Source organism: Brucella gallinifaecis (assembly GCF_006476605.1).
Classification (GTDB): domain Bacteria; phylum Pseudomonadota; class Alphaproteobacteria; order Rhizobiales; family Rhizobiaceae; genus Brucella; species Brucella gallinifaecis.
Genome location: NZ_ML636800.1, coordinates 96580 through 122519, shown reverse-complemented (window position 1 = coordinate 122519; position 25940 = coordinate 96580). Strand labels below are relative to the sequence as shown.

The window sequence follows — 25940 nt, the reverse complement described above, 5'->3', positions numbered from 1 at the left end:
ATCCTCCCAACTGTTCGGGGGCTTTATCACTGAGTGACCGGACCGCCCCATCAATCCTGTCAAACCTGTAGTCCCAAGTCAGCAACCAGTTCCTATCATCGTCGTGAGAGTGAACGCTGCACCAGCATGGCAATGATGATAATTGCTCCCTGGATAGCGCCGATCAGATATTCACTGATGAAGTTGGAAAGCAGCATGATATTGCCGACAATTTCAAGAATAAACGCACCGCAGATCGTTCCCCAGACACGTCCTATGCCACCACGCAATGCCGTGCCGCCGACAACAACGGCTGTAATTGCCTGCAATTCCCACAGCATTCCGGTTGTGGCCGATGTCGAGCCTAATCGCGGCACATAAAGCAACACGGCAACAGCCACGCAAAGTCCCTGTACAACATAGGCAATGGTGCGAATCCGTTTAACCGAAATACCTGAATAGCGCGCAACATCTTCACTGGAGCCAACAGCAATTACATGCCGCCCATAACGGGTGCGGTAAAGAACGAAAGCAGCGATCGCGGCTGTCACAAAAATCACGATGACCGGAATGGGAACACCGAATATATCACCGAAATAAACAGGGCGGTAAAGCGCCTGAATATCTGGATTGCGCAGCGTAATAGCCCCGCCCTGCGACAGCCAGGTCGTCAGACCACGGTAAATCCCCATAGTTCCAAGGGTTGCAATAAACGGTTCTATCCCGCCAAGCGTTGTGATCAGCCCGTTGGTCAAACCACAAAGTGCACCCACTACAACGGCCAGTAAGACTGCCGCTATCAGCATCATGACCGGATCGGCGATGACACCGCTGTTCATGAACATGATCATGATGCTGCCGACAAATGCCGCCATAGCACCAACCGAAAGATCAAGCCCGCCAGACGATATTACATAAGTAGCACCCAGTGCGATAATGGCAATAAAGGCACTGCGTGTTGCAACATTGAGCAGATTATCAATGCTGATGAAATTTGGATTGGCAATCGTTCCAAGAATAAGCAGCAGAATGAGCGCGATAAAAGGCGCAATCGCCCTCAGATCCCAGTCTTTAGACGTCTTTGGCGTTTTGCTCTTATCAGTTAATACGTCAGTCATTCGTTCCCCTTCTACCTTTATGCGGCTTCTTTGCTGACGCCTGTTGCAAGGACAACGATGTCATGCTCGGTCATCTTTTCTCCGATCACTTCTCCCGCTATCCGTCCTTCGCGCATGATGACAATTCGATCACATATCCCGATCAGTTCCGGCATTTCAGATGATACGACAATGATTGATTTGCCCTCATCAGCCAGATTGGCAATGAATTGATAAATCTGTTCTTTTGTGCCCACATCAATACCGCGCGTTGGTTCGTCAATGATAACGATCGACGGGTTGAGCAACATCATTTTTGCAAGCAACAGCTTTTGCTGATTTCCGCCAGAGAGCTGCCCTGCAAGAATATCCTTGCGGCCTGTGCGGATATCAAATTCCTTGATCGCATCATCAAGTGCCGCGCGTTCTTTGCGTCGGTCAATCTGCAAGCCGCGGACAAATTTGGTGATCGATGCAAGGGTCAGATTGATGCCCAGATCTTTGCCAAGCAGCAAACCCTTGCCTTTCCTGTCCTCGCTGAGATAGGCGATTCCTGCCGAAAGGCTTTCATGCGCATTATGGAAATTGACTGGCTTGCCATTGTGTCGAACTTGACCCTTACCGGGACGAAGTCCGACAATTCCCTCCATAAGCTCCGTACGTCCGGCACCAACAAGTCCGGCAAAACCAAGGATTTCTCCTCTTTTCAAGCTAAAGCTTGCGGTTTTAACAAAGCCCGGCACTGTAAAATCCTGCACTTCAAGCACCTGATCCTGGCCACGCTCCGTTGCACGATCAGGATAAAGTTTTGCCACATCACGCCCAACCATCAGACGGGCCATATCATTGGGCTGAAGCTCTGAAGCCATATGTGCTGCAACAAGTGTTCCATCACGCAAAACCGTTACGCGATCCGAAATCTCTTTCACTTCCGGTAAACGATGAGAGATATAAAGAACTGCAACGCCCTTGGCGCGAATATCGCAGATCACTTTTAACAAGGCTTCGGTTTCCACCGGTGTCAGTGATGCTGTCGGTTCGTCAAAAATGACCACACGATGCGGAACGAGCAATACACGTGCAATCTGTACGAGCTGCCGCTGGGCTATCGAAAGATTGCCAACAATTGCATCGGGATCGATGTCTGCGCCAAGATTGCGAATTGCCTCCCGCGCACCTTCACGCATTGATTTATCATCGACAACAATGCCGTTTGAGAGTTCGCGAACAAGATAAATGTTCTGCGCAACACTCAGATCCGGTGCCAACAGAATTTCCTGATGCACAAGTACAATTCCCTGTGCTTCAGCTTCGACCGGCCCGGAAAAGGTGACAGGTTTTCCATCAATATGAATTTCACCGCTTGTCGGACGTTCATTACCGGCAAGCAGTTTCATCAATGTTGATTTTCCAGCACCATTTTCACCGATAATTGCATGAACTTCGCCGCCATAAATGCTCAGATTAATACCTTTAAGAACCTGAACCGGCCCAAAGGATTTTGACAATGCCACGGCCTCAAGGAGTGGCGCAGGATTTTCTGATGGAACTGTATTCATGCGGTTACACTCAACACAGTGCAGACACACTCGTGCGCATTCGCGTTTCTGTATACTGGATTATTAGTTAGCACTTAACTCCTCCCAAAGTCTTGCAGCTCAACCTTAGCGTTCACTTTGAGGTACGTAAAGCAATAATCTTCAACATCAGACGATGAAGAGATTATTCTGGCTCAGAAAAGATCAGGCAGGCCTATTTAAATGGCTCAGGAAACAGGATTCACATTTCTGTTTCAAAAATAGAATATCTGGATTTTGCCGATGCACCATAGGCCCATGAAGCAACTATACGATGCATATGTTTTTTCTTTTAATAACAAATAAATAGAGCATTTCCGGTTACTCAAATCAAACAGAAAACGCTCTATCATTCCAAGCTTGTGCACTCTGCACCAAAGCACATTGATTGTGGTGCAAGTAACTAGAAGTATTCTTCCATACGTACGGTTTTTATGTCTGTCTTCCTCCTCCAATGTCCAAATTCAATGGAAAGCTCAACTGACAGCCTGGATTCATCACAAATTTCGGGTCAATTGCAGTCTTGATTCTGTTTAATAACTGTCTGCGAATATCCGGCAGCCACTTCTCAAAGTCAGAACGCTTCAAACGGCCAATTCCATGCTCTGCACTGATTGAGCCATCATAACCATCCAGTACGTCATTGATGATTTTTTTTGCAGCATAAATACAAGCATCGCTTTCTTCACGATCCAGCGTCTCAGGTGGCAATACATTAAGATGCACGTTGCCATCACCGACATGGCCGTAAGACACGCAAACACAATCTGGAAGACCGGCATGAATTGCGAGTTCTGCTTCACGAACAAATTCCGCCAGACGCGACAAAGGCACAGAAACATCAGTACGCAAATGAGAGCCCCGCTTGGCCTGCCCTTCATTCATGCCTTCACGAAACAGCCATAATTTGCGGGACTGCTCATGAGAGGTTGCGATTACCCCGTCAACGACAAGACCATCCTGCATGACGTTTTCAAGGAAACGCTGCATAAGTTCCTCGATATTGATCAGGCCAGAACCAGAAATTTCCATCAACACATAGGCTGGATAGTTTCCGTCCAATGGCATGGCCAAATCAGGCATCGCTTCACGTGCCAAAGTGAAAGCAATGGGCGGCATAAATTCAAAAGCCGACATCAAGTCACAGCAATCATATCGCGCACGACGATATAACGTTATGGCCTCCTCAAGAGAGTTCAGACCGAGTAATGCTGTTGCAACCTGTGCAGGATAAGGCATAAGCTTAACGGAAACAGCCGTAATGATACCCAAGGTTCCTTCAGCACCAATAAACAGCTGTTTTACATCTATGCCGCGATTGTCCTTACGCAAAGTCGAAAGACCATCAAAAATTGAACCATCCGGCAGCACGACCTCCACACCAAGTACAAGTTCGCGCGTCATGCCATAGCGCAAGACGTTGATACCGCCTGCATTGGTGGATACATTGCCACCAATACGACAAGAACCTTGTGCACCCAGGGCAAGCGGAAAGAACATCCCGGCCGCCTCAACTTTGTCCTTGAATTCAGACAGAAGGCAACCAGCTTCCACCACAGCAGAGAAGTCATCAACCTCAATCCGTCGTATAGCTGTCATTCGTTCCAGACTGATCACAACTTGCGTTTCAGGGCTATCCGGTATTGCGCCAAGCACAAGACCTGTATTGCCACCTTGAGGGACAATAGAAAGCCCGCGATTTATGGCAGCTTTTACACAAGCAGACACATCTTTTGTGGAACGAGGACGCAGTACCGCAACAGCGCTGCTACTCACATCCCCATGCCAGTCACGGCAATAGCGATCCATATCATCACCGGCAAGAACAAGGTCCGCTCCAAGCTCAATAATCAACGCCTGCACATGGTCTGACACTTTATTTGCGGCACTTGCACTTCTGACTTCCTGTTGCATCATTTCTCCTGCCGCCATCCCGCCTTGACTGATAAAGCAGATAGCAATTTCATTATTTTAGTTTTCAATTGCACGATATAAGGTTATCAGACAACCCTACAAATATTTTTCGTTCTTGTTGTTCTCGTATCAGCAGAATCGAATAAGATATGTAGTGGAGGAGTAGACAATGCATATTATGATCATTGGTGCAGCCGGTATGGTTGGCCGCAAACTATCACAGCGACTTGTCAAAGATGGTGGCCTTGATGGAAAGCCTATCAAAACACTGACACTGGTCGATGTTATAAAACCGGAAGCACCGGCAGGTTTTAGCGGCGAAGCGAAACTTGAAAGCGTTGATTTTTCTGCTCATGGAACGGCTGAAAAACTGATCGCAACCCGTCCAGATATTATCTTCCATGTGGCCGCCATTGTTTCAGGCGAAGCAGAGCTTGATTTTGACAAAGGATATCTGATCAATCTTGACGGTACGCGCCTTTTGTTTGATGCAGTTCGTCATGCCCATAATAAAGACGGATATTATCCTCGCATCGTCTTTACATCATCAATTGCAGTTGTCGGCGCTCCGCTACCCTTCCCTATCCCGGATGATTTCCATCTTACGCCCCTGACCAGCTACGGCACGCAGAAGGCAATTTGTGAATTACTGCTGTCTGATTACACGCGGCGCGGCTTTTTCGATGGCATCGGCATACGTTTGCCCACAATCTGTATTCGCCCTGGCAAACCAAATGCTGCTGCATCAGGCTTTTTCTCCAATATCTTGCGTGAACCGCTGATCGGACAGGAAGCCGTTTTGCCAGTATCTGAAGACGTTCGTCACTGGCATACGTCGCCACGCTCTGCCGTTGGCTTCCTGATCCATGCTGCAACGATGAATCTTCAAAATCTCGGTCCGCGCCGCAATCTATTTATGCCAGGTCTTTCCGTAACCGTAGGAGAGCAGATCGACGCCTTGCGACGTATCGCTGGCGAAAAGGCCGTTGCGCTTATTCGGAAAGAACCGGATGAAATGATCATAAGAATGTGTGCGGGATGGGCACCCGGTTTTGAAGCCACACGCGCACGCGAACTCGGTTTTAAGGCAGAAACCTCATTTGACCAGATCATTCATGCTCATATTGAAGATGAGCTTGGAGGCTCCCTTTGACACGCGCAATTGCTTTCCTGGGTACAGGACTTATGGGCGGACCAATGGTACGGCGTCTGCTGGAGGCAGGTTTTAGTGTTTCAGTCTGGAATAGAGACCCTGCCAAGGCAGTACCATTGGCCAAGAATGGCGCGATTATCGCTGCGAGCGCTGTTCAGGCGATCCAGGACGCCGATATCATTTTCACCATGCTTTCCGATGGCAAGGCTGTAAACTCTGTTTTGTTTGACGGGGGTGTTGCAGCCGCGCTTAAAGCGGGTGCAGTTGTTATCGATACGTCGTCTATCGCTCCGCCGATTGCGCGTGAACATGCAAAGCGACTGCATGAAATGGGTATTCATTATATCGACTGCCCCGTCTCTGGCGGGACCGTAGGGGCAGAAGCTGGAACCCTTGCGCTTATGGCAGGTGGCGAAGAAGCACTTATTGAAGAACTGGCAGATGTGTTTGCAGCTCTTGGCCGTGTTACGCATGTAGGACCATCGGGCGCCGGGCAGATTTGCAAGCTTGCGAACCAGCAGATTGTTGCGATTACAATTGGAGCCATTGCCGAAGCCATGATGCTGGTAGAAGCCGGTGGCGCGAATCGGGGCAAATTTCGCGATGCAATTCGCGGTGGTTTTGCAGAAAGCCGCATTCTGGATCTGCATGGAAAACGCATGGTAGAGCGTAATTTTGAGCCGGGCGGACCTTCACGTTTGCAACTCAAAGATCTGGATGCCGTAGTCGCAATGGCTGAAAAATTTTCCCTGAAACTGCCATTAACGGAAGACATTCGTAATGAGTATCAGGCTTTCGTTGATGCCGGTGATGGGGAAAAAGACCATTCAGGCTTGTTGCTATATCTGGAGAGGCTCAACAATCATGGCAATGAGGAAGCGCAATGAAAGATGATCAAAAAACGCAGCGCCGGTTACGCTCGCAGGATTGGTTTGATAATCCCGATCATCTGGATCTGACAGCGCTTTATCTTGAGCGTTTCATGAACTACGGCACCACTCCAGAAGAATTGCGCTCTGGTAAACCGATCATCGGCATTGCCCAGTCTGGAAGTGATCTCAACCCCTGCAATCGCCATCATCTCGATCTGGCCAAGCGGATCCGCGACGGTATCCGTGATGCTGGCGGCATTGTCATTGAGTTTCCCAGTCATCCTTTGTTTGAAAACTGCAAACGACCCACAGCAGCGCTTGACCGAAATCTGGCCTATATGACGCTGGTTGAAATCCTCTACGGATATCCGCTTGATGGCGTTGTACTCACAACAGGCTGCGACAAGACTACACCATCTGCGTTAATGGCAGCTTCAACCGTCGATATACCTGCAATCGTATTTTCAGGCGGCCCAATGCTCGATGGCTGGCATGAAGGTAAGCTCGTCGGCTCTGGAACAGTGATATGGCAATCGCGCCGCAAATATGCAGCAGGCGAAATCAGCAAGGAAGAATTCCTTGAAGCGGCACTGAGTTCTGCGCCTTCCATAGGCCATTGCAATACGATGGGAACAGCATCAACAATGAACGCCATGGCTGAAGCGCTCGGCATGTCGCTAACCGGCTGTGCTGCTATTCCAGCGGCATACCGGGAACGTGGGCAAATGGCCTATCGCACGGGCCGTCGTGCTGTGGAACTGGTACTGGAGGACATACGTCCATCCGATATCCTGACACGTGCATCATTTATCAATGCAATCAAAGTCAATTCGGCAATTGGCGGCTCAACCAATGCGCAGCCCCATCTCATGGCAATGGCAAAACATGCAGGTGTGGAACTGCAACCTGAAGACTGGCAGGATGAAGGCTTTGATGTTCCCCTTCTGGCCAATATTCAGCCTGCGGGCAAATATCTGGGAGAAAAATTCCATCGAGCAGGTGGCGTTCCGGCAATCATGTGGGAATTGCTGTCGGCTGGAAAACTCGATGGTTCCTGTAAAAGTGTTACCGGAAAAACCATAGCTGAAAACCTTGAAGGCCGTGAAGCTTCGGATCGTGATGTAATCTACCCTTATGCACAGCCCATCAAAGAGCGTGCAGGTTTCCTCGTAATGAAAGGAAACCTGTTTGATTTTGCCATCATGAAAATGAGTGTAGTCTCCCCTGAATTTCGCGAGCGCTACCTGTCAGAGCCAGGGCGCGAGGGTATTTTTGATGGTCGCGCTATCGTTTTTGACGGCTCCGAGGATTATCACCAGCGTATCAATGACCCGGCGCTCGACATTGATGAACGCTGTATTCTGGTCATCCGGGGAGCCGGGCCGCTTGGCTGGCCGGGTTCAGCCGAAGTTGTCAACATGCAGCCACCGGACCACTTGTTGAAACGTGGCATTACCAGCCTGCCAACCATAGGTGACGGACGGCAGTCTGGTACGGCAGACAGTCCGTCCATTCTCAATGCATCACCGGAAAGCGCCGCCGGCGGTGGTCTGGCCTGGGTGCGCACTGGCGATATTATTCGCATCGACTTCAATAAAGGCCGTTGCGATATGTTGGTCGATGATGTCGAAATTATGCGTCGAAAAACAGACGGGATTCCCGCAACACCCGCCGATGCAACACCATGGCAAATGATCTACCGACAAACTGTCACACAACTTGCCGATGGTGCTACAATCCGCGATGCTGAGAAGTTCCGCCAGCTTTCAAAAACACCGCCACGGCATAATCATTAGAACCTGAATTTTCTCTGGTGACGCGAAGACCGACAGAATTTTCTGTATGGTTCACAAACATCTCGAATGGCAGATTATTGCCATTCGAGAATTGATTATCGCTTAAACGCTCGCCGTCATGCCGCCATCAATATGCAGCACCTGACCGTTCACGAAGGACGAAGCCTCGCCGCTCAGATAAACCGCAGCACCAACCAGTTCCTCAACATTACCCCAGCGACCTGCCGGAGTGCGCCTTTCCAGCCAATCGGTAAATTCCGGATTATCCACCAATGCCTGATTAAGCGGAGTCTTGAAGTAGCCTGGTGCTATCGCATTTATCTGAAGGCCATATTTGGCCCAATCGGTTGCCATACCGCGTGTCAGATTCCGCACGGCACCTTTGGTTGCGGTATAAGGCGCGATGGATGGGCGAGCCAATTCACTTTGTACAGAAGCTATATTGATGATTTTACCGTGTTTGCGCTCGATCATATGACGTGCAACTGCCTGCCCAACATAGAAAACGCTTGAAATATTGGTCTGTAGCAATTGCTGCCACTTATCATCAGGAAACTCTTCAAGTGGTGCGCGATATTGCATCCCTGCATTATTAATAAGAATTTCAATTGCGCCTATGTCACTCTCGATTAAATTTACACCTTTCCTGACGGTTTCATTGTCAGTTACATCAAAACTGGATGCGTGTACTATATGCCCTGCATTGCGCAAATCACTCACGGCCCTTTCCACTTTGAGTGGATTGCGCCCATTGATTACGACCTCAGCGCCATGTTCAGCCAAGCCTTTTGCAAGCGCAAGACCTATGCCCTGACTTGAACCGGTTATCAGCGCAATTTTTCCCGAAAGATCAAATAATCGAAACGACATAAACTCCCCCCAGATATTCCATCGTCTGGAATAGTCAAAGCAATAGACAATATTTTCGATCTTATCTTTAATATAGTCAGAAACGAAGATGAAAGACTCTATGAAAATATTTATCAATCACTTGACCAGAAAAATCAAAAAACTATGAAGATACAACGGGGTTTTTGCAATAAACGCCCACGAGACTAACCAATTTGATACTTTCATCGGTCAAGTTGCGGGTAACACCAAGAGGAAGCGATCAGCCTTCTCGGGGTAATGGGAGGAAATGATGAAAATAACGGCACTGGAAACAGTGCGCGTGGCCGAACGCGCAAATCTGCTCTGGGTTCTTGTCCATACTGATGAGGGTATTACTGGCCTCGGTGAGACATTTTTTGGAGCACAGACCGTCGAAGCCTATATCCATGAATATGTAGCTCCGAGAGTTATCGGACAAAATCCCCTGGACATAGATCGACTGGCTTCGGATCTCGTCGGCTATGTCGGGTTTCGTTCATCCGGTGCGGAGGTGCGGGGCAATTCAGCGTTTGATATCGCTTTATGGGACATATTTGGAAAAGTAACAAACCAGCCCATAGCCCAGCTTCTTGGCGGTTTTTCACGGCGTGAAATTCGAACATATAATACTTGCGCCGGGACTGAATATATAAAGAAAACTACCGGACAGACGACTGGTAATTATGGCCTTGCGACCGGCCACGATTACGATGATCTCAACGGTTTTTTACACAGCGCCGATGAACTGGCCCACTCACTTCTCGAGGAAGGCATAACGGCCATGAAAATATGGCCGTTCGATGCTGCCGCAGAGAAAACAAAAGGGCAATATATATCGTCTGCTGATCTTAGAACGGCACTCGAACCATTTGAAAAAATCCGTAAGGCCGTTGGTGAGCGGATCGACATCATGGTCGAGTTTCATTCAATGTGGCAGCTTCTGCCTGCAATCAATATTGCCAAAGCACTGGCACCTTATAATACATTTTGGCATGAAGATCCGATCAAAATGGATAGTCTTTCAAGCCTTAAACGTTATGCTGACTTTTCCCCGGCGCCGATTTCGGCTTCTGAAACGCTGGCGACCCGATGGGGTTTCCGTGACTATATCGAAACGGGCGTTGCCGGTGTCGTAATGCTGGACATTTCGTGGTGCGGAGGATTGTCTGAAGCGCGAAAGATTGCTGCAATGGCCGAAGCCTGGCATTTGCCTGTCGCACCGCATGATTGTACTGGCCCGGTTGTTCTATGCGCTTCAACACATCTTTCACTCAATGCACCCAATGCACTGGTGCAGGAGAGCGTTCGCGCCTTTTATCGCACTTGGTATCGCGATCTTGTAACAGCATTACCTGAAGTGAAGAATGGTATGATAACAGTGCCTCCGGGAGCGGGGCTTGGCATGGAGCTTAACCCGGAACTGGACAAAGCATTTACAGTAAATCGTCGGATTTCAGACGTGAACTCCCTATGACGCAGGCTATCGAACAATTTTGATTGGATAATTCATGTCTGTCACATCGCAATCATCACCAAGTGGTCATACAATATCGGCTATGGCTGGGCCTGCACTGATGCTGCTTGGCATGCTGATGTTTTCTTTAAACGATGCCATGGGCAAGTGGCTGGTTGCCAGCTATAGCGTCGGTCAGGTTATTTTGATCCGCAGTGTAGCTGCGCTTGTAATTCTGGCTCCTTTCCTCTGGCGTGCAGGGTTGAAACCTATTATCCAGGCTGAAAAGCCGATAATGCAGGCTGCTCGTGTTTTCTTCTCAACTTTTGAAGTTTTCGCATTCTACTATGCAGTCATGTACCTCCCCCTGGCGGATGTTATGACTTACTGGCTTGCAGCTCCGATTTATGTAGCGGCTGCATCACCTTTTCTGCTCGGTGAAAAAGTTGGCTGGCGCCGTTGGACCGCTATAGCTGTTGGCTTTGTCGGTGTCATTATTGCACTTAATCCATCAAGTGCAATGTTCACCGCTCCGGCAATAATTTCTATTCTCGGTACGATTGCCTTTACCTTCATGATGATTTCAGGCCGAAGCCTGCGAAATACCCCGGATAAAACACTCGTTTTCTTTCAACTGATGGGGGCTTTAATAGCAGGTCTGATTTTTGCACCATTTGACTGGCGACCTATGGGTGCAGCAGCAGACCTTTTCCTGATGCTGCTTTTGGGCATAGTGGCTATGGCCGCCCATATGCTCGTTAATCGCTCATTAAAAATTTCGGATGCTGCGACTGTAGCACCGCTTCAATATACTCTCTTGCTCTGGGCTGTCCTATTCGGATGGTTGTTTTTTGGCGATTTACCCAAAACAGGAATGATTATCGGAGCGTTGCTTATTGTCGGATCCGGGCTGTTTATTTTCTTCCGGGAACAAAAGGCCAAAACTCAAGATTAGAGCATAATCCGACCGGTGTGAAACGAGGATTAATAAGATTATGCATCAAATACAAAGACTTTAGAGCGCCGATCTGATTCAATCAGATCGGCGCTCTAAAATGGTTTTCTATTTGAAGTATTTTTTGACGGCAATCATTTCTCGTCAACAGATTTCACTGTACTGATAAAAATAAAACCCGCGGGAATAATCCCGCGGGTTTTATTTTTATTGAATTTCCGACGGTAACTTTTAATTACGCAAATCGCTCAGGATCGCCTGCACGCGATCAACAACATCAGTTCCGATATCCGCCTTGTGCTTTTCATAAATAACCTGCGATTTTTCCAGAATACGAGCCTGTTCTTCCGGTGAAATCGTATTGAACTTCACGCCAGCAGCTTTAATCTTTTCCAAAGACTTCTTGTTAAGCTCAGTGATAACTTCACGTTCAACATCACGGCCAACAATAGCGCATTCCTTCAAAGCAGCCTGCTCTTCTGGTGAATAGGTGTTGAAAATCGGCTTTGAGAAAAGGAGCAGGAATGGTGTATAAGCATGTTTGGTTTCGGAAACATATTCCTGAACTTCATAGAATTTTGAAGTGTCGATTGTTACATAAGGGTTTTCTTGCGCATCGATAGCCTTTGTTTCGAGTGCGGAGAAAACTTCACCAAATGCCATTGGAGTAGCGTTGGCGCCAAAGTTCTTGAAAGTATCCAGGAATATGTTGTTCTGCATGACGCGAACCTTCATCCCGTCAAGATCTTCCCATTTGTTAATCGGCTGCTTGGAATTGGACAGGTTACGGAAGCCGTTTTCCCAATATGCCAGATTAACCAGGCCAACTGCGTCAAGTTTCTCATTGAGCAGATCACCGAATTCTCCATCCATAACGGTATAGGCTTCTTCAGCATTCGCAAACAGGAATGGAAGGTCAAATACACCAAGCGCCGGAACTATACCAACCAATGGCGAGGACGAGGTAACAACGGCCTCCTGAACACCGGAACGCAGTGCTTGGGTTGCCTGAAGGTCTCCACCCAGAGCCCCGCCCCAGAAAGCGGTAAGCTTTAGCTTGCCACCTGATTTTTCATCAAGGCATGCCTGCATTGCCTTGATACCATCACCAACCGGATGGTCAGCATTGATACCATTGGAAACGCGGATATTGCGGCTTTTAAACTCGGCATGTGCCGGCGCTGAAATAAGAGCAGCAGCAACGGTGGCCAGTGCAGTTGTCGTAATCAGAAGCTTTCTCATGAGTATCCTCCCAGAGTTAGAGAAAGAAATGAAACACCAGTGGCTCAATAGAGCCAGCTGGCAGGAACAAGAACGAGATCAGGAAACAGAACAAGCAGAAATAATACGCATATTTCGGCCAACAGGAATGGCAGCACACCGGTTATAACGCGACCAAGCGGGACGCGGCCAACACCGGAAACCACATTCAAAACCACACCAACCGGCGGGGTAAGCAGGCCAATTGACGTGTTCATGATGAAGAGAACACCGAAATAGATAGGGTCAATTCCAGCCTTCTGGATAATTGGCATCAACACCGGTGTCAGGATCAAAATCGTCGGAGTAAGATCAAGCGCTGTTCCTACGATCAGAACCAAAATCATGATCACGAAGAGCAATAAAGTCGGATGGTCGATCAATGGCTCGATATAGCTGCTGATTTCTGCTGGAATATTCGCTGCTGTAATAAGCCATGCGGATACAAGTGCCGCGCACACCAGAAACATAACAACAGAAGTTGTTTTTGCGGCACGAAATAATACCTGACCAAGATCACTTATTTTAAGCTCACGATAAATGAACATACCCACAAAAAGCGCATATATGGCGGCAACAACTGCGGCTTCTGTCGGCGTTACAATACCTGCCCTGATCCCTCCAAGGATAATAACAGGCATTCCAAGCGCCCATGCGGCACGACCGCTGGCTTTCAGGCGCTCTTTACCTGAGACACGTGGAAGTGCCTCTACTTTATCCTTTCTGACCACAAGCAGCCAGGTGATAATGAGAGAAATTCCCATCAATATGCCTGGAAAAACTCCCGCCATGAATAGCTTGGTAATCGAGACATTGGCAGCAACACCAAAGACGATAAATGCCATCGATGGAGGGATAATCGGAGCAATAATACCACCAGCTGCAATCAAACCCGCAGAGCGCGGAACATTGTATCCGGCCTTGGCCATCATCGGGATAAGGATCGCGGCAAGGGCCGCAGTATCGGCGGCTGCCGAGCCGGAAATCGACGCCATGATGATCGCTGCAAAAATCGCTACAATACCAAGGCCGCCACGAATATGGCCAACGCATGCGATCGCGAAATCAATGATACGACGGGACAGGCCGCCGGAATTCATCAGCTCCCCAGCCAGGATGAAGAATGGAATGGCCAGCAAAGTGAATGTATCTGCACCCGAAACCATATTTTGTGCAATGATTTGCGAGTTGAACATATCCATGTGCCACATGAGAGCGACACCGCAAAGCATAAGCGCGAAAGCAACAGGAACGCCAATGGCCATCGCTCCAACGAGCGATCCAATAAATACCAGAAGGGTCATCAGGCACGCTCCGACATTTGCTCGATGGACATATGTTCTCCAGCGAAAGCGGCTATTTCATCTTCGGTGACACGGCCTGTCAGGATACGAAACAGTCGTTCAAGCGAGATCAGAAAAATACCTGCGCCTGTAAATAATCCAATTCCGTAAACCCATCCCATCGAGAGGCCGCTGACAGGTGCTGTCATAGATGTGTTAATAGGCAACTGTTCCCAAGTTCCAAGAAAGAGGATTGCGGACACACCCATAATAATAAGATTGGACACACCCATCAGGACAATTCTGCCCTTTCGCCCAAAGCGCGAAACGACCGTTTCCACACCCATATGGAGATTTTCACGATGCGCAACGACAGCGCCAATAAAGGTAAGCCAGACAAAAAAGTACCGTGCCATCTCATCAGAAATGGCAATACCTGAATTCATACCATAACGAAGCACTACATTAACAAATACCATTAATGCCATGCTTGCCAGTGCCAATATCATAAGCAAGGCCAGGAAGCGGAAAAACAGATCAATAAGTTTCTTAATCATTGCCTTGCACCTTTACCTTGCACCTTTTCGGGCATCCCGGATGCGGCAAGGTTACTGGTGACTCTTTTGGTGTCACAGCGCATTATGGATAAGTATCCCATAAGTTTATTTAAAAGATGCAACCTTTTTTCATTTGCAGACCATATCTGGCCAAACAAAAAGCTCTTTTGTGCGTGAGCAGAAAAAATATTAAGTTCATTCATTAAATGCTTTGAATTCAAGCAATCCTCCTCCCGGTAGCTTTCCTCAAATGAGAAGCTACAATTATCTGACTTCGGCCCACTACAGAGAAATACGTGACCAAACACGGGCAAACGCTTTCATCCGTGCGCTCACCGTCTCCTCCATAGGGAACAAGGTTCCTCTCACACCTTTAAGACAGAAGGCCTCCAAACCTGATCTGCCTTATTGTCAGGATATCTGACAACTGTATTACCTGTTTTAGTAGGAGTTTGTTTCGCTGTCCAGAACTGAAATCACTTGTTTAAAAACACAAGCCTGTCATTACAGCTGCACCTTTGATTTACGATGGATACGCCGCCAGCAAGACCCGGCAATAATGCAAACCAGGTTGATGCGTCGTTCACCTACATATTCATCACGCAAACAACAAAGCACAATTCGCAAAGATTAATTACTGCAAAAAAACAATGTGAACTCGATTTTTATAAAAGGCAAACATGAAAAACAATACAATATAATGATAAATTTTAACAAATATATTCAAATATTGCTATAATTAACAGCTTGATAAATTCTGATATTAAATAATATTAAAATAATAATCAGGGGGCAACAATGCTAATATACATTAATAATGAAATGGAAAATGGTATAATTGCAAAAATACCCCTTATTCTTGACAAAGACATTAAGGGTTTTCAGGGAGATGCTATCGATTTTGAAATATCCTCGTTAAAAGGACAGCTTACCCCTGCAGATGACACTCAGACTTATAAATCTTTGTTCCAGATTCAATCTGGAGGTATCGATCTGAAGAATATTTACATCGCTTTCTCGTTCAATCTTGCTTTTACAACACCAGATGGCAAAAAAACATCAATGACACGATCCGATCCCACCTATGATTGGATCATCACAAATGGTCAATATTACTGTGATGCCGAGACATCTTTCGGGTTCACATCAGGAAGCCGATTTACAGGCAATTATAGTGCTACAATCACAAACCCGTTCATTTATATAATCAAAACGAGCCATCTAATAGACAATAAAATGTCCGATCCGATTTCGATAAAAGCGCAATTTTATCCATCATCCACATATTCTGTTATTACACCAAAAGACGATATTCAGATCATCATCAGTAATCGCCAGAACCAGCTCGAATAATTCAGTTATCAAAAATTTACATTCCAGCATCAGAAAATCATACATGAGAACATTGTTGTTCATAAACAACAATGTTCTGATTTCTTTTGTCAGGATTGAGCAAAGTAACTCTATTTTCAATCAGGATTTGACTTCATCACGCCGAAAGAGCAAACCCTTAGAAAGCATCTTGAAAATCCGATAATGATTTTCAGCTATGATGCCTAGTAAATCAAATTGTTAGAGCCTGTTCTAACTGGTTGCACAAGAACGCGCTTTAACAAATATGAAACAGACTTGGCGGTATGGCGCGACCGCACAAGGCTGCGTATTGTGCGTTTTCAAACCGGGTTCGGAATTGGGTATTTATCTTCCCATTGCGGAATTATCGGTAAACATGCTGGTTCTGCTCGGCATGGGTGCTGCTGTTGGTTTTCTGTCAGGATTGTTTGGCGTCGGCGGCGGATTTCTTATCACGCCACTGCTGATTTTTTATAACATTCCGCCTGCAATTGCTGTCGCAACCGGCGCAAATCAGGTTATCGCTTCATCCGTCTCAGGTGCATTGGCACATTTCAAACGAAGAACACTCGATATAAAACTCGGACTGTTTCTGGTTGCGGGCGGCATAGCAGGGTCGCTGATCGGTATATTCGTTTTCTCGTGGCTGCGTGATCTGGGGCAACTAGATCTGATCGTTTCAATCCTTTACGTCTTCTTTCTTGGCACAGTTGGTGGACTGATGCTGGTTGAAAGCTTTCGTGCCCTGCGCCGTGTGAAAAAAGGACAGGCTGGTGCAATCCGCCGTCCCGGACAACATACATGGATCCACAAACTGCCTTTCAAAATGCGGTTTCGCGCTTCCACTATCTATGTCAGCATCATTCCCGTGCTCGGAATTGGTTTTTTCATTGGCTTATTATCATCGGTAATGGGTGTCGGCGGTGGATTTATCATGGTGCCGGCACTGATCTACCTGCTGCATGTCCCAACCAATGTCGTTGTGGGTACATCGCTTTTTCAAATCACATTTGTAACGGCCTTCACCACGGTCATGCAGGCAACAACCAACCAGTCTATCGACATTGTACTGGCCTTTCTATTGATGCTCGGAGGAGTAATCGGTGCACAATATGGTGCTCGTGCAGGGCAAAAACTGCGTGGCGAACAACTCCGTCTATTGCTTGCATTGCTGGTGCTAGCTGTAGGCCTGCGCCTTGCTTTTGGCCTCTTTGTTCGACCTGATAATCTGTTCTCAATCTCAATTGCGGATATGTAAAATGAGGAAACTCACGATTATATTCGCATTTTTTCTTAGCCTGGCCGCAACATGCGCATCCGCTCAGAACGATTCAAGCGGTAACACCAATAATATACCACAACTGCAAAACCCGTCTGAAGAAACAATCGAAATTGGTTTATCGACGGAAACGATTGCAATTACTTCCAATTTTTCTGGCACAGATCTGACCATTTTTGGTGCACTGGATAATGCCGACCCACTGATCCAGCGCCAGGGACGTTATGATATTATCGTCGTGCTGCAAGGCCCGTCGCGCGATCTCGTTGTACGCAAGAAAGAACGCTATCTCGGTGTCTGGGTCAATGCTGATTCTGAAACGTTTCTTGGCGTGCCTTTATCCTATTCGCTCGCATCAACACGCAATTTGCAAGATATTGCCGATGACAAACTCTATCGCGAACTTTCAGTTGGCGTACGCAATTTTTACCTTAGACCAGAAGACCCGGCCAGTCTTTCAGCGAATATTTTAAAATTCGGCAATGAATTGCGCGAGATGAAAATTCGGCAAGGGCTTTACAGCCAACGTATCGGCGGTGTTGAGTTTCTCTCTCGCACCCTGTTTCGTGCAACGCTTAATCTTTCGGCCAATGTACCAGTCGGACGTCATCGAGCACGTGCTCTTTTGTTCCGCAATGGTGTTTTTCTGCGCGAAGCCAATGCAAGTCTTGAAATTGTTAAGGCCAGTGTCGAACAAAGCATCTATGATATAGCCCATAAGTACAGCTTCTATTACGGTCTGTTTGCCGTGTTTCTGGCTGTACTTACAGGCTGGGCGGGGCGTATTCTTTTCAAAAAGGATTAGGGCCAATCGACATTCATTTTTCGGGCGGGGCGTGAGCCGGATTTTGTCGCAGAACAGAAGAAAAGGCCGAGGTGGTGTGAACACCATGAGGGCTTTTCGACGCATTCAGGGACAAAATCCGCCACGTCCCAAAGGGATATGGCGCAAATTACCCATTTTGGCGTCGCTAAACCTCGATGGAGCGACACTCCACCTTCGGTTTCGCTCCTGAAACTGGACAATTTTCGTCCATACCACGCCTCAAAACATGAATGTCGATTGGCCCTAGAGCTTTTTGAAAAATCTATGCGTCAGCATCAGCACTTCCCGCTCGATCCGCTCGGCCCAGCAGCACGATAAAAAAGCGATATCATCACCGCTCTAACCATTTTTATTTGAAGCATAATTATGCTCTAAAAGGTCCATAGAAAACTATCGGGGTGAGAGAGTGATACGAATATTGTTTCTTCTTCTGGGTCGCGAAATTATTCAGCGGCACTGGAGAACTTTGTTAACAATCTCCGTAATCTGGATTATTAGCGGAACGCTCATCATCATTGATGCACTTGATGGCAAAACCATCATACCATCACGATTTTTTGGCTATTTATTATTACCCGAAGCAGCATTATGCCTCTTTGCTGCTATTGCTTATTACGGCACAGCACGAAGAATGCGCATAGTGCAAGGAGTTGTTCTGCTTGGCGTAAGTGCACTCATTATCAGCTCTACGCCTGCAAGCAATTTTGCTCTGGCGGTATTATTTGGCTTTTGTTTTCTACTTGATGGTGTTGTACGCATTGGAAGCGCCTGGGTCATACGATACCCGCGTTGGAAACTGGGATTTGCGGGAGGCGTAATAGAAGTTCTGCTCGCAATTATAACCCTTCAACCATGGCCAACCTGGTATGAGGGCACTGTCGGAGTAAATGTTGGAGCCGTCCTCTTTCTTACCGGAATTGGTTTGCTCAGTATCGCATTTCGGATCAAGCGGTTGGAAGCAGACGCTTCCCTGACAAGCATCCTAAGCCGAAACCCGTTTAACCAACGCGCCACACAGCTTTTTCAAAAACGGACTGCTCGAAATCGCAAAAGCCTTATTGTCCACGTCTGGACACCTACAGGCACGGCAATGACCCCTTTGCGCCAGCGTGCAATTAATCGCTATATTGCGGCTGTTGATACCAATGGAGTCATTTCGACTGGTCACGCAGCATTGGAAATGGCCCCGGATGTTTATATCAGCCATTATCCTGCAACAGAAATTGATCGCAATCCTGATGAGTTCAGCAGAACGTTACGCGCCACAGCCGACAATAATGTAGCTGGCCGTTTTTTACCAAGCTATGAAGTTGAATCGACTGACTGGTGTCCATCGACTGTGCAGGTAGAAATCAAGAATATTGATGCAGCACGCCTGCGTAAATTCTGGAAACACTATCGCGCAAATAATACATATAATCTAACGAACAGAAACTGCTCAAGTGCAGTAGCCGATGCACTCGATGCAGCCCTTGAAGGGGTCTATCGAGAGCATCGATGGCCCGTATTCAAAGCACTTCAGGCAATTGTTTTTCCTGAATTATGGGCGGCCGGTCTTATGCGCAAAAGAGCAGAATCAATGGCCTGGACCCCAGGGCTTGTACTCGACTATGCGCGTGCCCTGTCTGCTTTGGTAAATTCTTCCGATCAGTCGACAAGAAAACAAAATATCCGTCTCGTAAAAAAATATTCTCTTCGCCAACCTGACAATTAATCAAACAAATATTTTAGGCACACCTACCTCATTCAATCAGATCAAAATGAGCTCTGGAAATACAACTTATTTAAGTTGACCATTATACTCAACTTAAATAAGTTCATTTGACCATTCCCTGTACTCACTGGATCAAAAGACCGTGTCCCTGACATTACAAATCTGGCCGAATAATGCACGCACTCTCAGCAGGTGTTTGCTGGCATTGATACTTCTTATCGGTAGCCTGCTTGCCATCCAAGCGCCTGTTCACGCGCAGGGCCGGGAAACAAACCGTATTGTCTCTCTTGGTCCCGATGTAACAGAAATTATATTTGCCCTTGGCGCAGGCGATAAGGTGATTGCTGTTGATCGAAGCAGCAAATACCCTGAAGAAACTGCGAACAGAGCCAATGTTGGCTATCGTCGCAGCCTGTCACCGGAAGGCATTCTTACATTAAAAAGCGACCTCATCATAGCCTCTGAAGACATTGGTCCGCCCGAAACAATGGACGTTCTCAATCAATCGACAATCGAGGTTCTTTATGTACCGGTCGATAATAGCCGCAATGGTCTTATCAGGAAGATTGCAATTATTTCCAAAAGACTCGGCCTTGAAAAACAGGGCGAACTGCTAACGCAGCAAGTAATAGACGACTTTGATGCCGCAACAGCTTATGCAACTAAAATATCCGCTGGCAGACAGAAAAAGGTTGTCTTCTTTCACGGCCTCATACGCTTGAGCGGTGCCGGGCGCGATACAGCCGCTGACGCCATTATACGTTATGCAGGCGCAAAAAACCCACTTTCTGTCTATACCGGATATAAACCAGTCTCTGATGAGTGGCTCATTAAAGCTGCACCCGATGTGATCATGATGCTTTCAGACGGAAACGGGGGGCCAACTGCTGATGATGTATTCTCACACAAGTCTCTGCAACAGACACCTGCCGCTAAAAACCAGTCACTGCTTGTTCTGGAAGGCCCTTATATGCTGGGTTTTGGTCCTCGTACTGCGGAAGCAATACGAAAACTGGCCCGCTCTCTTTATGAATAGAAAACCTTCAGTCTCGTATTTATGAGAGCACATCCCGAAAAGAATGAAACACTTCGCGGGATGTGTGGTGAAAGCAATATTTGAGACAAGCCGGTCTGATTCAATCAGACCGGAACGCGCTCTTTGCTGTAGCTATTGTATTCTCAAGCCTTATAGGTCTGCACAGCGCCGGGTAGCTTGCTCCATTCGGCATACCAGTTGTTGAACAGCTTGAATTGCGCTTCAACATAACCACGCTGACTGTCGGACAGAGCGTCTGTTTCATTAAAATGCAGCGTATATTCCTTGTTACCCTTAAGCACCATCATATGCTTGAAATAGAGCACCAGATCCGGGCCTTCATCGAAAGACGAAAGCACTGCAAGTGCCTGTTCGAGTTCAAGCGCACGCTGACGTGCATCTGCATCACCCGCTGCTGCAGCCTGCGAAAGCTTGCAAAGCTGAATGACTTCCTTTGGCAGAACATTGCCAATGCCGGTGATAGCGCCGGTTGCACCGCAATTCACAAAACCATGGAAAACGGCCGTATCAACACCAATCATCAGCGTAACATCGTCATCACGACTGGTGATATTTTCAGCCGCATAGCGCATATCCGCAGGGCCACCGAACTCCTTGAAACCAACAAGGTTTTTATGCTCTGCACGCAGAGCGAAGAACAGATCCGCACGTGTGGCAAAGCCATAATAAGGGCTGTTATAAATTACAGCCGGCAAATCAGGTGCAGCCGACAGGATAGCCTTGAAATGCGCTTTCTGTGCAGCAATTACCGAACCACGCGACAAAACGCGCGGGATGACCATCAGGCCCTTGGCACCAACCTTCTGTGCATGCGCCGCATGAGCTGCCGCAACAGCTGTATTCACCGCACCTGTGCCAACGATCACAGGAATACCGGCAGCAGTCAGACGGGCAACACCTTCCATGCGCTGTTCGTCAGTGAGGAGCGGCCAGTCGCCCATCGATCCACAATAAACAACAGCCGACATGCCGTCAGCGATCAACTCCTTGCCCTTGCGCACCAGCGCATCAAAATCAGGGGTACGATCATCCTTGCACGGGGTCATCAGAGCCGGAATCACGCCGGAAAAAATATTGGCAGCCATCTAGAAACTCCTCTCAAAGCATCTCCGTTATTTGCAAAGCGATCCAGCTTCAGAGATGCGACAAACAAAACCAGAGCGACTGAACCGCTGGAAATACCGGCAACCCATCAGTCTCCACATCTGATATATCAGCTTGTATTTTATTTGTCGACAGAATTTGTGCCGTATCAGAGGTCAATTTTCAGACGATCATCACGCATCAAAAGTTTCTGAACCTGGCGCACAATCTGCTCTGCATGTTCATGCGCCAGACGTTCTGCCAATTTTATGTCACGTGCAGCAATTGCGGCAATCATCTCCTCATGCTCTGCCACGAAATGTCGTGGCAACTGGTCATTATAGGACTGATAGTAAAGCCGCAGGATACGCCTTCCCTCATCCAGCAATCGTTTGAAAAGACTTGTAAAATATAAATTGCGCCCCGCTTCTGCGATCGCCAGATGAAGCGCGGCATTGGTGGCAATCATACCGAGCGCATCCTGCGCTTCCACCGCCTCTGCAAATTCTGCCTGATGCAATGCAATAATATCCAGATCTTCCTGCCGATGGTTTTTGGCTGCAAGCTGGGTTGTGACACGATACATCAAAGTCAGTGCATCAAAATAAGTATGCATGTTGAGAAAATCGATGTTTGACACCATTGTAGAGCGATTGGGCAGCGTATCGATCAACCCCTCGCCTGCCAGACGCACCAAAGCTTCACGAATTGGCGTGCGAGACATTTTGAACCGCTCTGCAAGTTGCACCTCATCAATCGGGCTGCCAGGAGGCAGCACCAGATCAAGGATTTCATCACGCAGCAGCTCATAGACCATCTTCCCGCCGGAACCGCGCTTTCGTTCAGGAGTGTCATTATTATCGCCTGTCGTCATTGTCAGCTCTTTCGCCATATCAGGAAAATGGTTCAGTTGGACCTTTGGCAGGTTGCGTAAACCACTGCGCACCCTCTGCACTCATGTAGATGTGGTCTTCCAGACGCACACCAAATTGTCCCGGAACAACAATCATCGGCTCATTTGAGAAACACATACCCGGTGCAAGCGGCAGATGATTACCACGAACGATAAATGGCGCTTCATGGATTTCCAGTCCCAGACCATGACCAGCACGGTGTGGAAGGCCGGGCAACTGATAATCCGGCCCCAACCCATGCCTGACCAGAACGGCCCGGGCAGCATCATCGAGTTCGGAACAAGCAGCGCCAATCTTTGCAGCATCAAACACGGCTTGCTGTGCCTGCCGTTCAATCACCCATATACGTTCAAAATCGGCCGTTGGCTCATCCAGCATATAGGTTCGGGTCAAATCGGAGTGATAACCATCAATCCGGCAACCCGTATCAACCAGAATGACATCACCATTTTTATAAAACTGTTCGCCATCCGCGCCATGCGGCAACGAGGTTGCTTCGCCAAAAGAAACGATACAAAAAGTCGAGCCCCCATTTGCGCCCAGTTCACGGTGCTGTTCATCAATAAAGCGCACAACATCGGAGGCGACAGTGCCCGGACGAATGAATTGATGAGCGCGGCGATGCACTTCCAATGTCAATCCCATGGCATATTTGATGATATCAATTTCGGCCTGAGACTTGACGATACGCTGTGCACTTATCATCGGCCCTGCATCAACAAGGCGCTCTGCACCGATTTCTTTGCGCAAAGCATTGTAGACAAACAACGGTACGGCATCGTCAACAGCAAGCGTTTCACCCGCTTTCAGCAGTGAGGCAACAAGCGATGCACTGTTTTGTTCTTCCTGCCAGATGCGAATTTCACCGGGAAGATGCGGCAGGCTCTCCACACGGCTCTGCTCAAAACCCGGAACAATATAGATGATCTCGCTTTGTGTGATGACGGCTCCCAGCAAGCGCTCACTCGAATGCCAGACAAGACCAGTGTAATAAAGCAGGCTCTCGGTCGACCCAAGCAGCAAGGCAGCAATGTTTTTCTCGTCAAGACGGCAGCGTATTTTATTGATACGCGCCAGCCGTTCCTCATTGGAAATATGTGGATGTTGGGTGATGAGAGACATTGCTTATTCCTTTCAGCCTCTGCCACAGACTCTTTGATAGACTCTGTGGCATGCTGAAAGGATAAATCTCTGTACGCAGTTTGTCGACAGAATTAGATTTTTACAAGACCTGTCCGCTTCAAAAGGCCCATAAGCAAAAGTGGCAGCAGCGTTGTCAGCAATATCGCGATAAAGGCCATGGCCATGCCAAGACCAATTGAACCCTGCTCAAATTGCCGCCAGATGAAGATGGAAATCGTCTGCATACCAACAGGCGCCACCAATATGGACGCAACCAGCTCACGCGTTGCAACAGCAAAAACCAGCAGCATTGCAGTGATCAGGCTCGGCGCGATCAGTGGCAACATAATCCGGCGAAAAGTCGTGAAACTGCTCGCCCCACAAACACGTGCTGCCGCTTCAAGATTGTCGCCAATCTGGTGGAAAGCTGCCGTTGCATAGCGGATCGGCTGCGGCAACAGAATACAGCAATAGGCAAGCAACAGGATCAGGGGGGTATTGTAAGGTGATATCAAGAGCGATGGCTGGTTCCATGCAAGGATAAGACCGACAGCGACCACAACCCCCGGAAGCGAGTTTGGTAAGACTGTCAGGACATCAAGCCAGAAGCGCCCACGGAAACGCATTTTTACAACGGCATAGGCAGCAATAGCCCCCAGCAAACCTGTCAAAAGAGCGCTTGTTACCCCCAATGAAAGGCTGTTGGTCAATGCTCGCATGGCGCCTGCACTATTATCGGCAATGGCCGCAAAATTATCAAAACCAAGATTGGATAGCGTCAGTCCGCCGGAAATGGTTTTTGACATGGCGGTTGCAAGAATTGCGAGAAGCGGCACGCCAGTGGCAGCGAAAGCAACGACCCCAAACAGGATGACGACTGGAGCTTTGAACGCACCAAGATCGCGCTTGTCCTTGTTTTGTGGCTTGCCGCCAGTGGTAACATAAGAACGGCGTGTCAAAATCCAGCGTTGCAACATGAAAGCTACAAGCGATAACAAGACCAGCGCCAGTGAAAAGACGGCAGCCCCCGAAAGATCAATTGGCCAATCGGATATGCGCATATCGATTTCCGTGACCAGCACTTCAAAACCCGAACGGCTACCAAGAGCGGCAGGGGTACCATATTCTTCGATTGCTGATGCGAATACGAGAAGCAGACTTGCCGCTAGTCCGGGCGTCGCCAAAGGAAATGTAATGCGTAAAAATGAACGCCATGGTGATGCCCCGAACACCCGGCCCACATCGGAATAGCGGGCACCAACTGCCTCAATCGTCCGGGACACCGCGAAATAGACCAGCGGAAACGTGTTGAGCGCCATAACGAAAGTCATGCCTGCAAGCGAAAACAGAAATGGTGCCAGGTTGAAACCTGCAAGCTGCTCAAGATAACCGCTTGGCTGCAATGTCATGATCCAGCCAAGCGTCGCAATATAGGGCGGTATCATAAAAGGTACGAGCATCAGCACGTCCCAGACCAACGCAAAGGGTACTTTGTAAAGTGCGCGGAACACAGCAAGCGGCACTGCAATAATTGCTGATAAAATGACAACACTGATGCCAAGAAGGATCGTGTTACCCGTCATATGCAGAAGCTTCGGATCTTCAAACAAGGCTGGCAAATGAACAAAAGGTGCACTCAGTACGCCCTGCCCTATCTGCGGAAAAATCGCCTGCAAAACAATGAATACAAACGGAACCGCAACGACAATAGCGAGGCCGGTGACGGCCACAAGCCCAAGCGGATTTGCAGCGGTAGCGGTCTTTGCACTCATGATTGCCTCTGCGATATTCCTGCTGCCACGGAAAATAACAGCAATTTTTAAAAA

At 48.0% G+C, this 25940-nt stretch carries 22 protein-coding genes; 10 read left to right on the top strand and 12 right to left on the bottom strand.

The window, feature by feature from the left end:
- Positions 1-95: 95 nt before the first annotated feature.
- The 3 genes from FHY56_RS00550 to FHY56_RS00540 form a co-directional block, all read right to left on the bottom strand.
- Positions 96-1097: an ABC transporter permease gene (locus tag FHY56_RS00550; RefSeq protein WP_140903235.1), complete on the bottom strand. Its 1002-nt coding sequence runs from the start codon at positions 1095-1097 to the stop codon at positions 96-98.
- Positions 1098-1114: 17 nt separating this feature from the next.
- The gene (locus tag FHY56_RS00545) at positions 1115-2635 is read right to left on the bottom strand and encodes a sugar ABC transporter ATP-binding protein (protein ID WP_140903234.1); all 1521 of its coding nucleotides are present in this window, start codon (positions 2633-2635) and stop codon (positions 1115-1117) included.
- 450 nt (positions 2636-3085) lie between these two features.
- Positions 3086-4567: an FAD-binding oxidoreductase gene (locus FHY56_RS00540; protein ID WP_140903528.1), complete on the bottom strand. Its 1482-nt coding sequence runs from the start codon at positions 4565-4567 to the stop codon at positions 3086-3088.
- Between the two features lie 169 nt (positions 4568-4736).
- Between FHY56_RS00540 and denD the strand changes: the two genes are divergently transcribed.
- From denD to FHY56_RS00525, 3 genes are read left to right on the top strand one after another with little or no spacing between them, the layout of a single operon-like run.
- Positions 4737-5720 (top strand): D-erythronate dehydrogenase, encoded by a 984-nt coding sequence (gene denD / locus FHY56_RS00535; protein WP_140903233.1) that lies wholly within the window; start codon positions 4737-4739, stop codon positions 5718-5720.
- A complete protein-coding gene (locus FHY56_RS00530) occupies positions 5717-6607 on the top strand; it encodes an NAD(P)-dependent oxidoreductase (RefSeq protein WP_168927565.1) in 891 nt (296 codons plus the stop codon). The genes denD and FHY56_RS00530 overlap by 4 nt, the downstream gene beginning before the upstream one ends.
- Positions 6604-8388 (top strand): IlvD/Edd family dehydratase, encoded by a 1785-nt coding sequence (locus FHY56_RS00525; protein ID WP_140903232.1) that lies wholly within the window; start codon positions 6604-6606, stop codon positions 8386-8388. Before FHY56_RS00530 ends, FHY56_RS00525 begins: the two co-directional genes overlap by 4 nt.
- Before the next feature lie 102 nt (positions 8389-8490).
- Here FHY56_RS00525 and FHY56_RS00520 read toward each other — a convergent pair whose 3' ends face one another.
- Positions 8491-9258 (bottom strand): SDR family oxidoreductase, encoded by a 768-nt coding sequence (locus FHY56_RS00520; RefSeq protein WP_140903231.1) that lies wholly within the window; start codon positions 9256-9258, stop codon positions 8491-8493.
- A 271-nt stretch (positions 9259-9529) separates the two neighbouring features.
- Here FHY56_RS00520 and FHY56_RS00515 point away from each other — a divergent pair, with 271 nt between their 5' ends.
- The gene (locus FHY56_RS00515; RefSeq protein WP_140903526.1) at positions 9530-10732 is read left to right on the top strand and encodes a mandelate racemase/muconate lactonizing enzyme family protein; all 1203 of its coding nucleotides are present in this window, start codon (positions 9530-9532) and stop codon (positions 10730-10732) included.
- A 34-nt stretch (positions 10733-10766) separates the two neighbouring features.
- Positions 10767-11666 carry a DMT family transporter gene (locus tag FHY56_RS00510; RefSeq protein WP_168927564.1) on the top strand — a complete coding sequence of 300 codons (900 nt, stop codon included), beginning with the start codon at positions 10767-10769 and terminating at the stop codon, positions 11664-11666.
- A 231-nt stretch (positions 11667-11897) separates the two neighbouring features.
- Here FHY56_RS00510 and FHY56_RS00505 read toward each other — a convergent pair whose 3' ends face one another.
- Genes FHY56_RS00505 through FHY56_RS00490 form a run of 4 tightly spaced genes read right to left on the bottom strand, consistent with a single transcriptional unit; the run spans position 11898 to position 14987 of the window.
- Entirely contained in the window at positions 11898-12908 is a 1011-nt protein-coding gene (locus FHY56_RS00505; protein WP_140903230.1) for a TRAP transporter substrate-binding protein, read from the bottom strand.
- Between the two features lie 44 nt (positions 12909-12952).
- Positions 12953-14230, bottom strand: a complete 1278-nt coding sequence (locus FHY56_RS00500; RefSeq protein ID WP_140903229.1) for a TRAP transporter large permease — start codon at positions 14228-14230, stop codon at positions 12953-12955.
- Positions 14230-14763 (bottom strand): TRAP transporter small permease, encoded by a 534-nt coding sequence (locus FHY56_RS00495; protein WP_140903524.1) that lies wholly within the window; start codon positions 14761-14763, stop codon positions 14230-14232. The genes FHY56_RS00500 and FHY56_RS00495 overlap by 1 nt, the downstream gene beginning before the upstream one ends.
- Complete coding sequence (locus FHY56_RS00490) at positions 14763-14987, bottom strand: hypothetical protein (protein ID WP_140903228.1); 225 nt, start codon at positions 14985-14987, stop codon at positions 14763-14765. Before FHY56_RS00490 ends, FHY56_RS00495 begins: the two co-directional genes overlap by 1 nt.
- Before the next feature lie 577 nt (positions 14988-15564).
- Between FHY56_RS00490 and FHY56_RS00485 the strand changes: the two genes are divergently transcribed.
- From FHY56_RS00485 to FHY56_RS00465, 5 genes are all read left to right on the top strand, one after another.
- The gene (locus FHY56_RS00485) at positions 15565-16119 is read left to right on the top strand and encodes a hypothetical protein (RefSeq protein WP_140903227.1); all 555 of its coding nucleotides are present in this window, start codon (positions 15565-15567) and stop codon (positions 16117-16119) included.
- Positions 16120-16456: 337 nt separating this feature from the next.
- Complete coding sequence (locus FHY56_RS00480) at positions 16457-17377, top strand: sulfite exporter TauE/SafE family protein (RefSeq protein WP_140903523.1); 921 nt, start codon at positions 16457-16459, stop codon at positions 17375-17377.
- Between the two features lies 1 nt (position 17378).
- Entirely contained in the window at positions 17379-18203 is an 825-nt protein-coding gene (locus FHY56_RS00475) for a TIGR02186 family protein (protein ID WP_140903226.1), read from the top strand.
- A gap of 487 nt (positions 18204-18690) precedes the next feature.
- Entirely contained in the window at positions 18691-19938 is a 1248-nt protein-coding gene (locus FHY56_RS00470; RefSeq protein ID WP_140903225.1) for an HdeD family acid-resistance protein, read from the top strand.
- A 205-nt stretch (positions 19939-20143) separates the two neighbouring features.
- Positions 20144-20974 (top strand): heme/hemin ABC transporter substrate-binding protein, encoded by an 831-nt coding sequence (locus FHY56_RS00465; RefSeq protein ID WP_235889387.1) that lies wholly within the window; start codon positions 20144-20146, stop codon positions 20972-20974.
- A gap of 143 nt (positions 20975-21117) precedes the next feature.
- Here FHY56_RS00465 and FHY56_RS00460 read toward each other — a convergent pair whose 3' ends face one another.
- The 4 genes from FHY56_RS00460 to FHY56_RS00445 form a co-directional block, all read right to left on the bottom strand.
- Entirely contained in the window at positions 21118-22080 is a 963-nt protein-coding gene (locus FHY56_RS00460) for a dihydrodipicolinate synthase family protein (RefSeq protein WP_140903224.1), read from the bottom strand.
- Between the two features lie 167 nt (positions 22081-22247).
- Complete coding sequence (locus FHY56_RS00455) at positions 22248-22952, bottom strand: GntR family transcriptional regulator (protein ID WP_140903223.1); 705 nt, start codon at positions 22950-22952, stop codon at positions 22248-22250.
- Between the two features lie 19 nt (positions 22953-22971).
- Complete coding sequence (locus FHY56_RS00450) at positions 22972-24114, bottom strand: M24 family metallopeptidase (protein WP_140903222.1); 1143 nt, start codon at positions 24112-24114, stop codon at positions 22972-22974.
- Positions 24115-24206: 92 nt separating this feature from the next.
- Positions 24207-25886, bottom strand: a complete 1680-nt coding sequence (locus FHY56_RS00445; protein ID WP_140903221.1) for an ABC transporter permease — start codon at positions 25884-25886, stop codon at positions 24207-24209.
- Positions 25887-25940 lie beyond the last annotated feature (54 nt).

Coding starts and splice junctions, on each gene's coding strand:
- FHY56_RS00550 (WP_140903235.1), bottom strand. CDS start 1,097: ATGACTGACGTATTAACTGATAAGAGCAAAACGCCAAAGACGTCTAAA.
- FHY56_RS00545 (WP_140903234.1), bottom strand. CDS start 2,635: ATGAATACAGTTCCATCAGAAAATCCTGCGCCACTCCTTGAGGCCGTG.
- FHY56_RS00540 (WP_140903528.1), bottom strand. CDS start 4,567: ATGCAACAGGAAGTCAGAAGTGCAAGTGCCGCAAATAAAGTGTCAGAC.
- denD (WP_140903233.1), top strand. CDS start 4,737: ATGCATATTATGATCATTGGTGCAGCCGGTATGGTTGGCCGCAAACTA.
- FHY56_RS00525 (WP_140903232.1), top strand. CDS start 6,604: ATGAAAGATGATCAAAAAACGCAGCGCCGGTTACGCTCGCAGGATTGG.
- FHY56_RS00520 (WP_140903231.1), bottom strand. CDS start 9,258: ATGTCGTTTCGATTATTTGATCTTTCGGGAAAAATTGCGCTGATAACC.
- FHY56_RS00515 (WP_140903526.1), top strand. CDS start 9,530: ATGAAAATAACGGCACTGGAAACAGTGCGCGTGGCCGAACGCGCAAAT.
- FHY56_RS00510 (WP_168927564.1), top strand. CDS start 10,767: ATGTCTGTCACATCGCAATCATCACCAAGTGGTCATACAATATCGGCT.
- FHY56_RS00505 (WP_140903230.1), bottom strand. CDS start 12,908: ATGAGAAAGCTTCTGATTACGACAACTGCACTGGCCACCGTTGCTGCT.
- FHY56_RS00500 (WP_140903229.1), bottom strand. CDS start 14,230: ATGACCCTTCTGGTATTTATTGGATCGCTCGTTGGAGCGATGGCCATT.
- FHY56_RS00485 (WP_140903227.1), top strand. CDS start 15,565: ATGCTAATATACATTAATAATGAAATGGAAAATGGTATAATTGCAAAA.
- FHY56_RS00475 (WP_140903226.1), top strand. CDS start 17,379: ATGAGGAAACTCACGATTATATTCGCATTTTTTCTTAGCCTGGCCGCA.
- FHY56_RS00460 (WP_140903224.1), bottom strand. CDS start 22,080: ATGGCTGCCAATATTTTTTCCGGCGTGATTCCGGCTCTGATGACCCCG.
- FHY56_RS00455 (WP_140903223.1), bottom strand. CDS start 22,952: ATGACGACAGGCGATAATAATGACACTCCTGAACGAAAGCGCGGTTCC.
- FHY56_RS00450 (WP_140903222.1), bottom strand. CDS start 24,114: ATGTCTCTCATCACCCAACATCCACATATTTCCAATGAGGAACGGCTG.
- FHY56_RS00445 (WP_140903221.1), bottom strand. CDS start 25,886: ATGAGTGCAAAGACCGCTACCGCTGCAAATCCGCTTGGGCTTGTGGCC.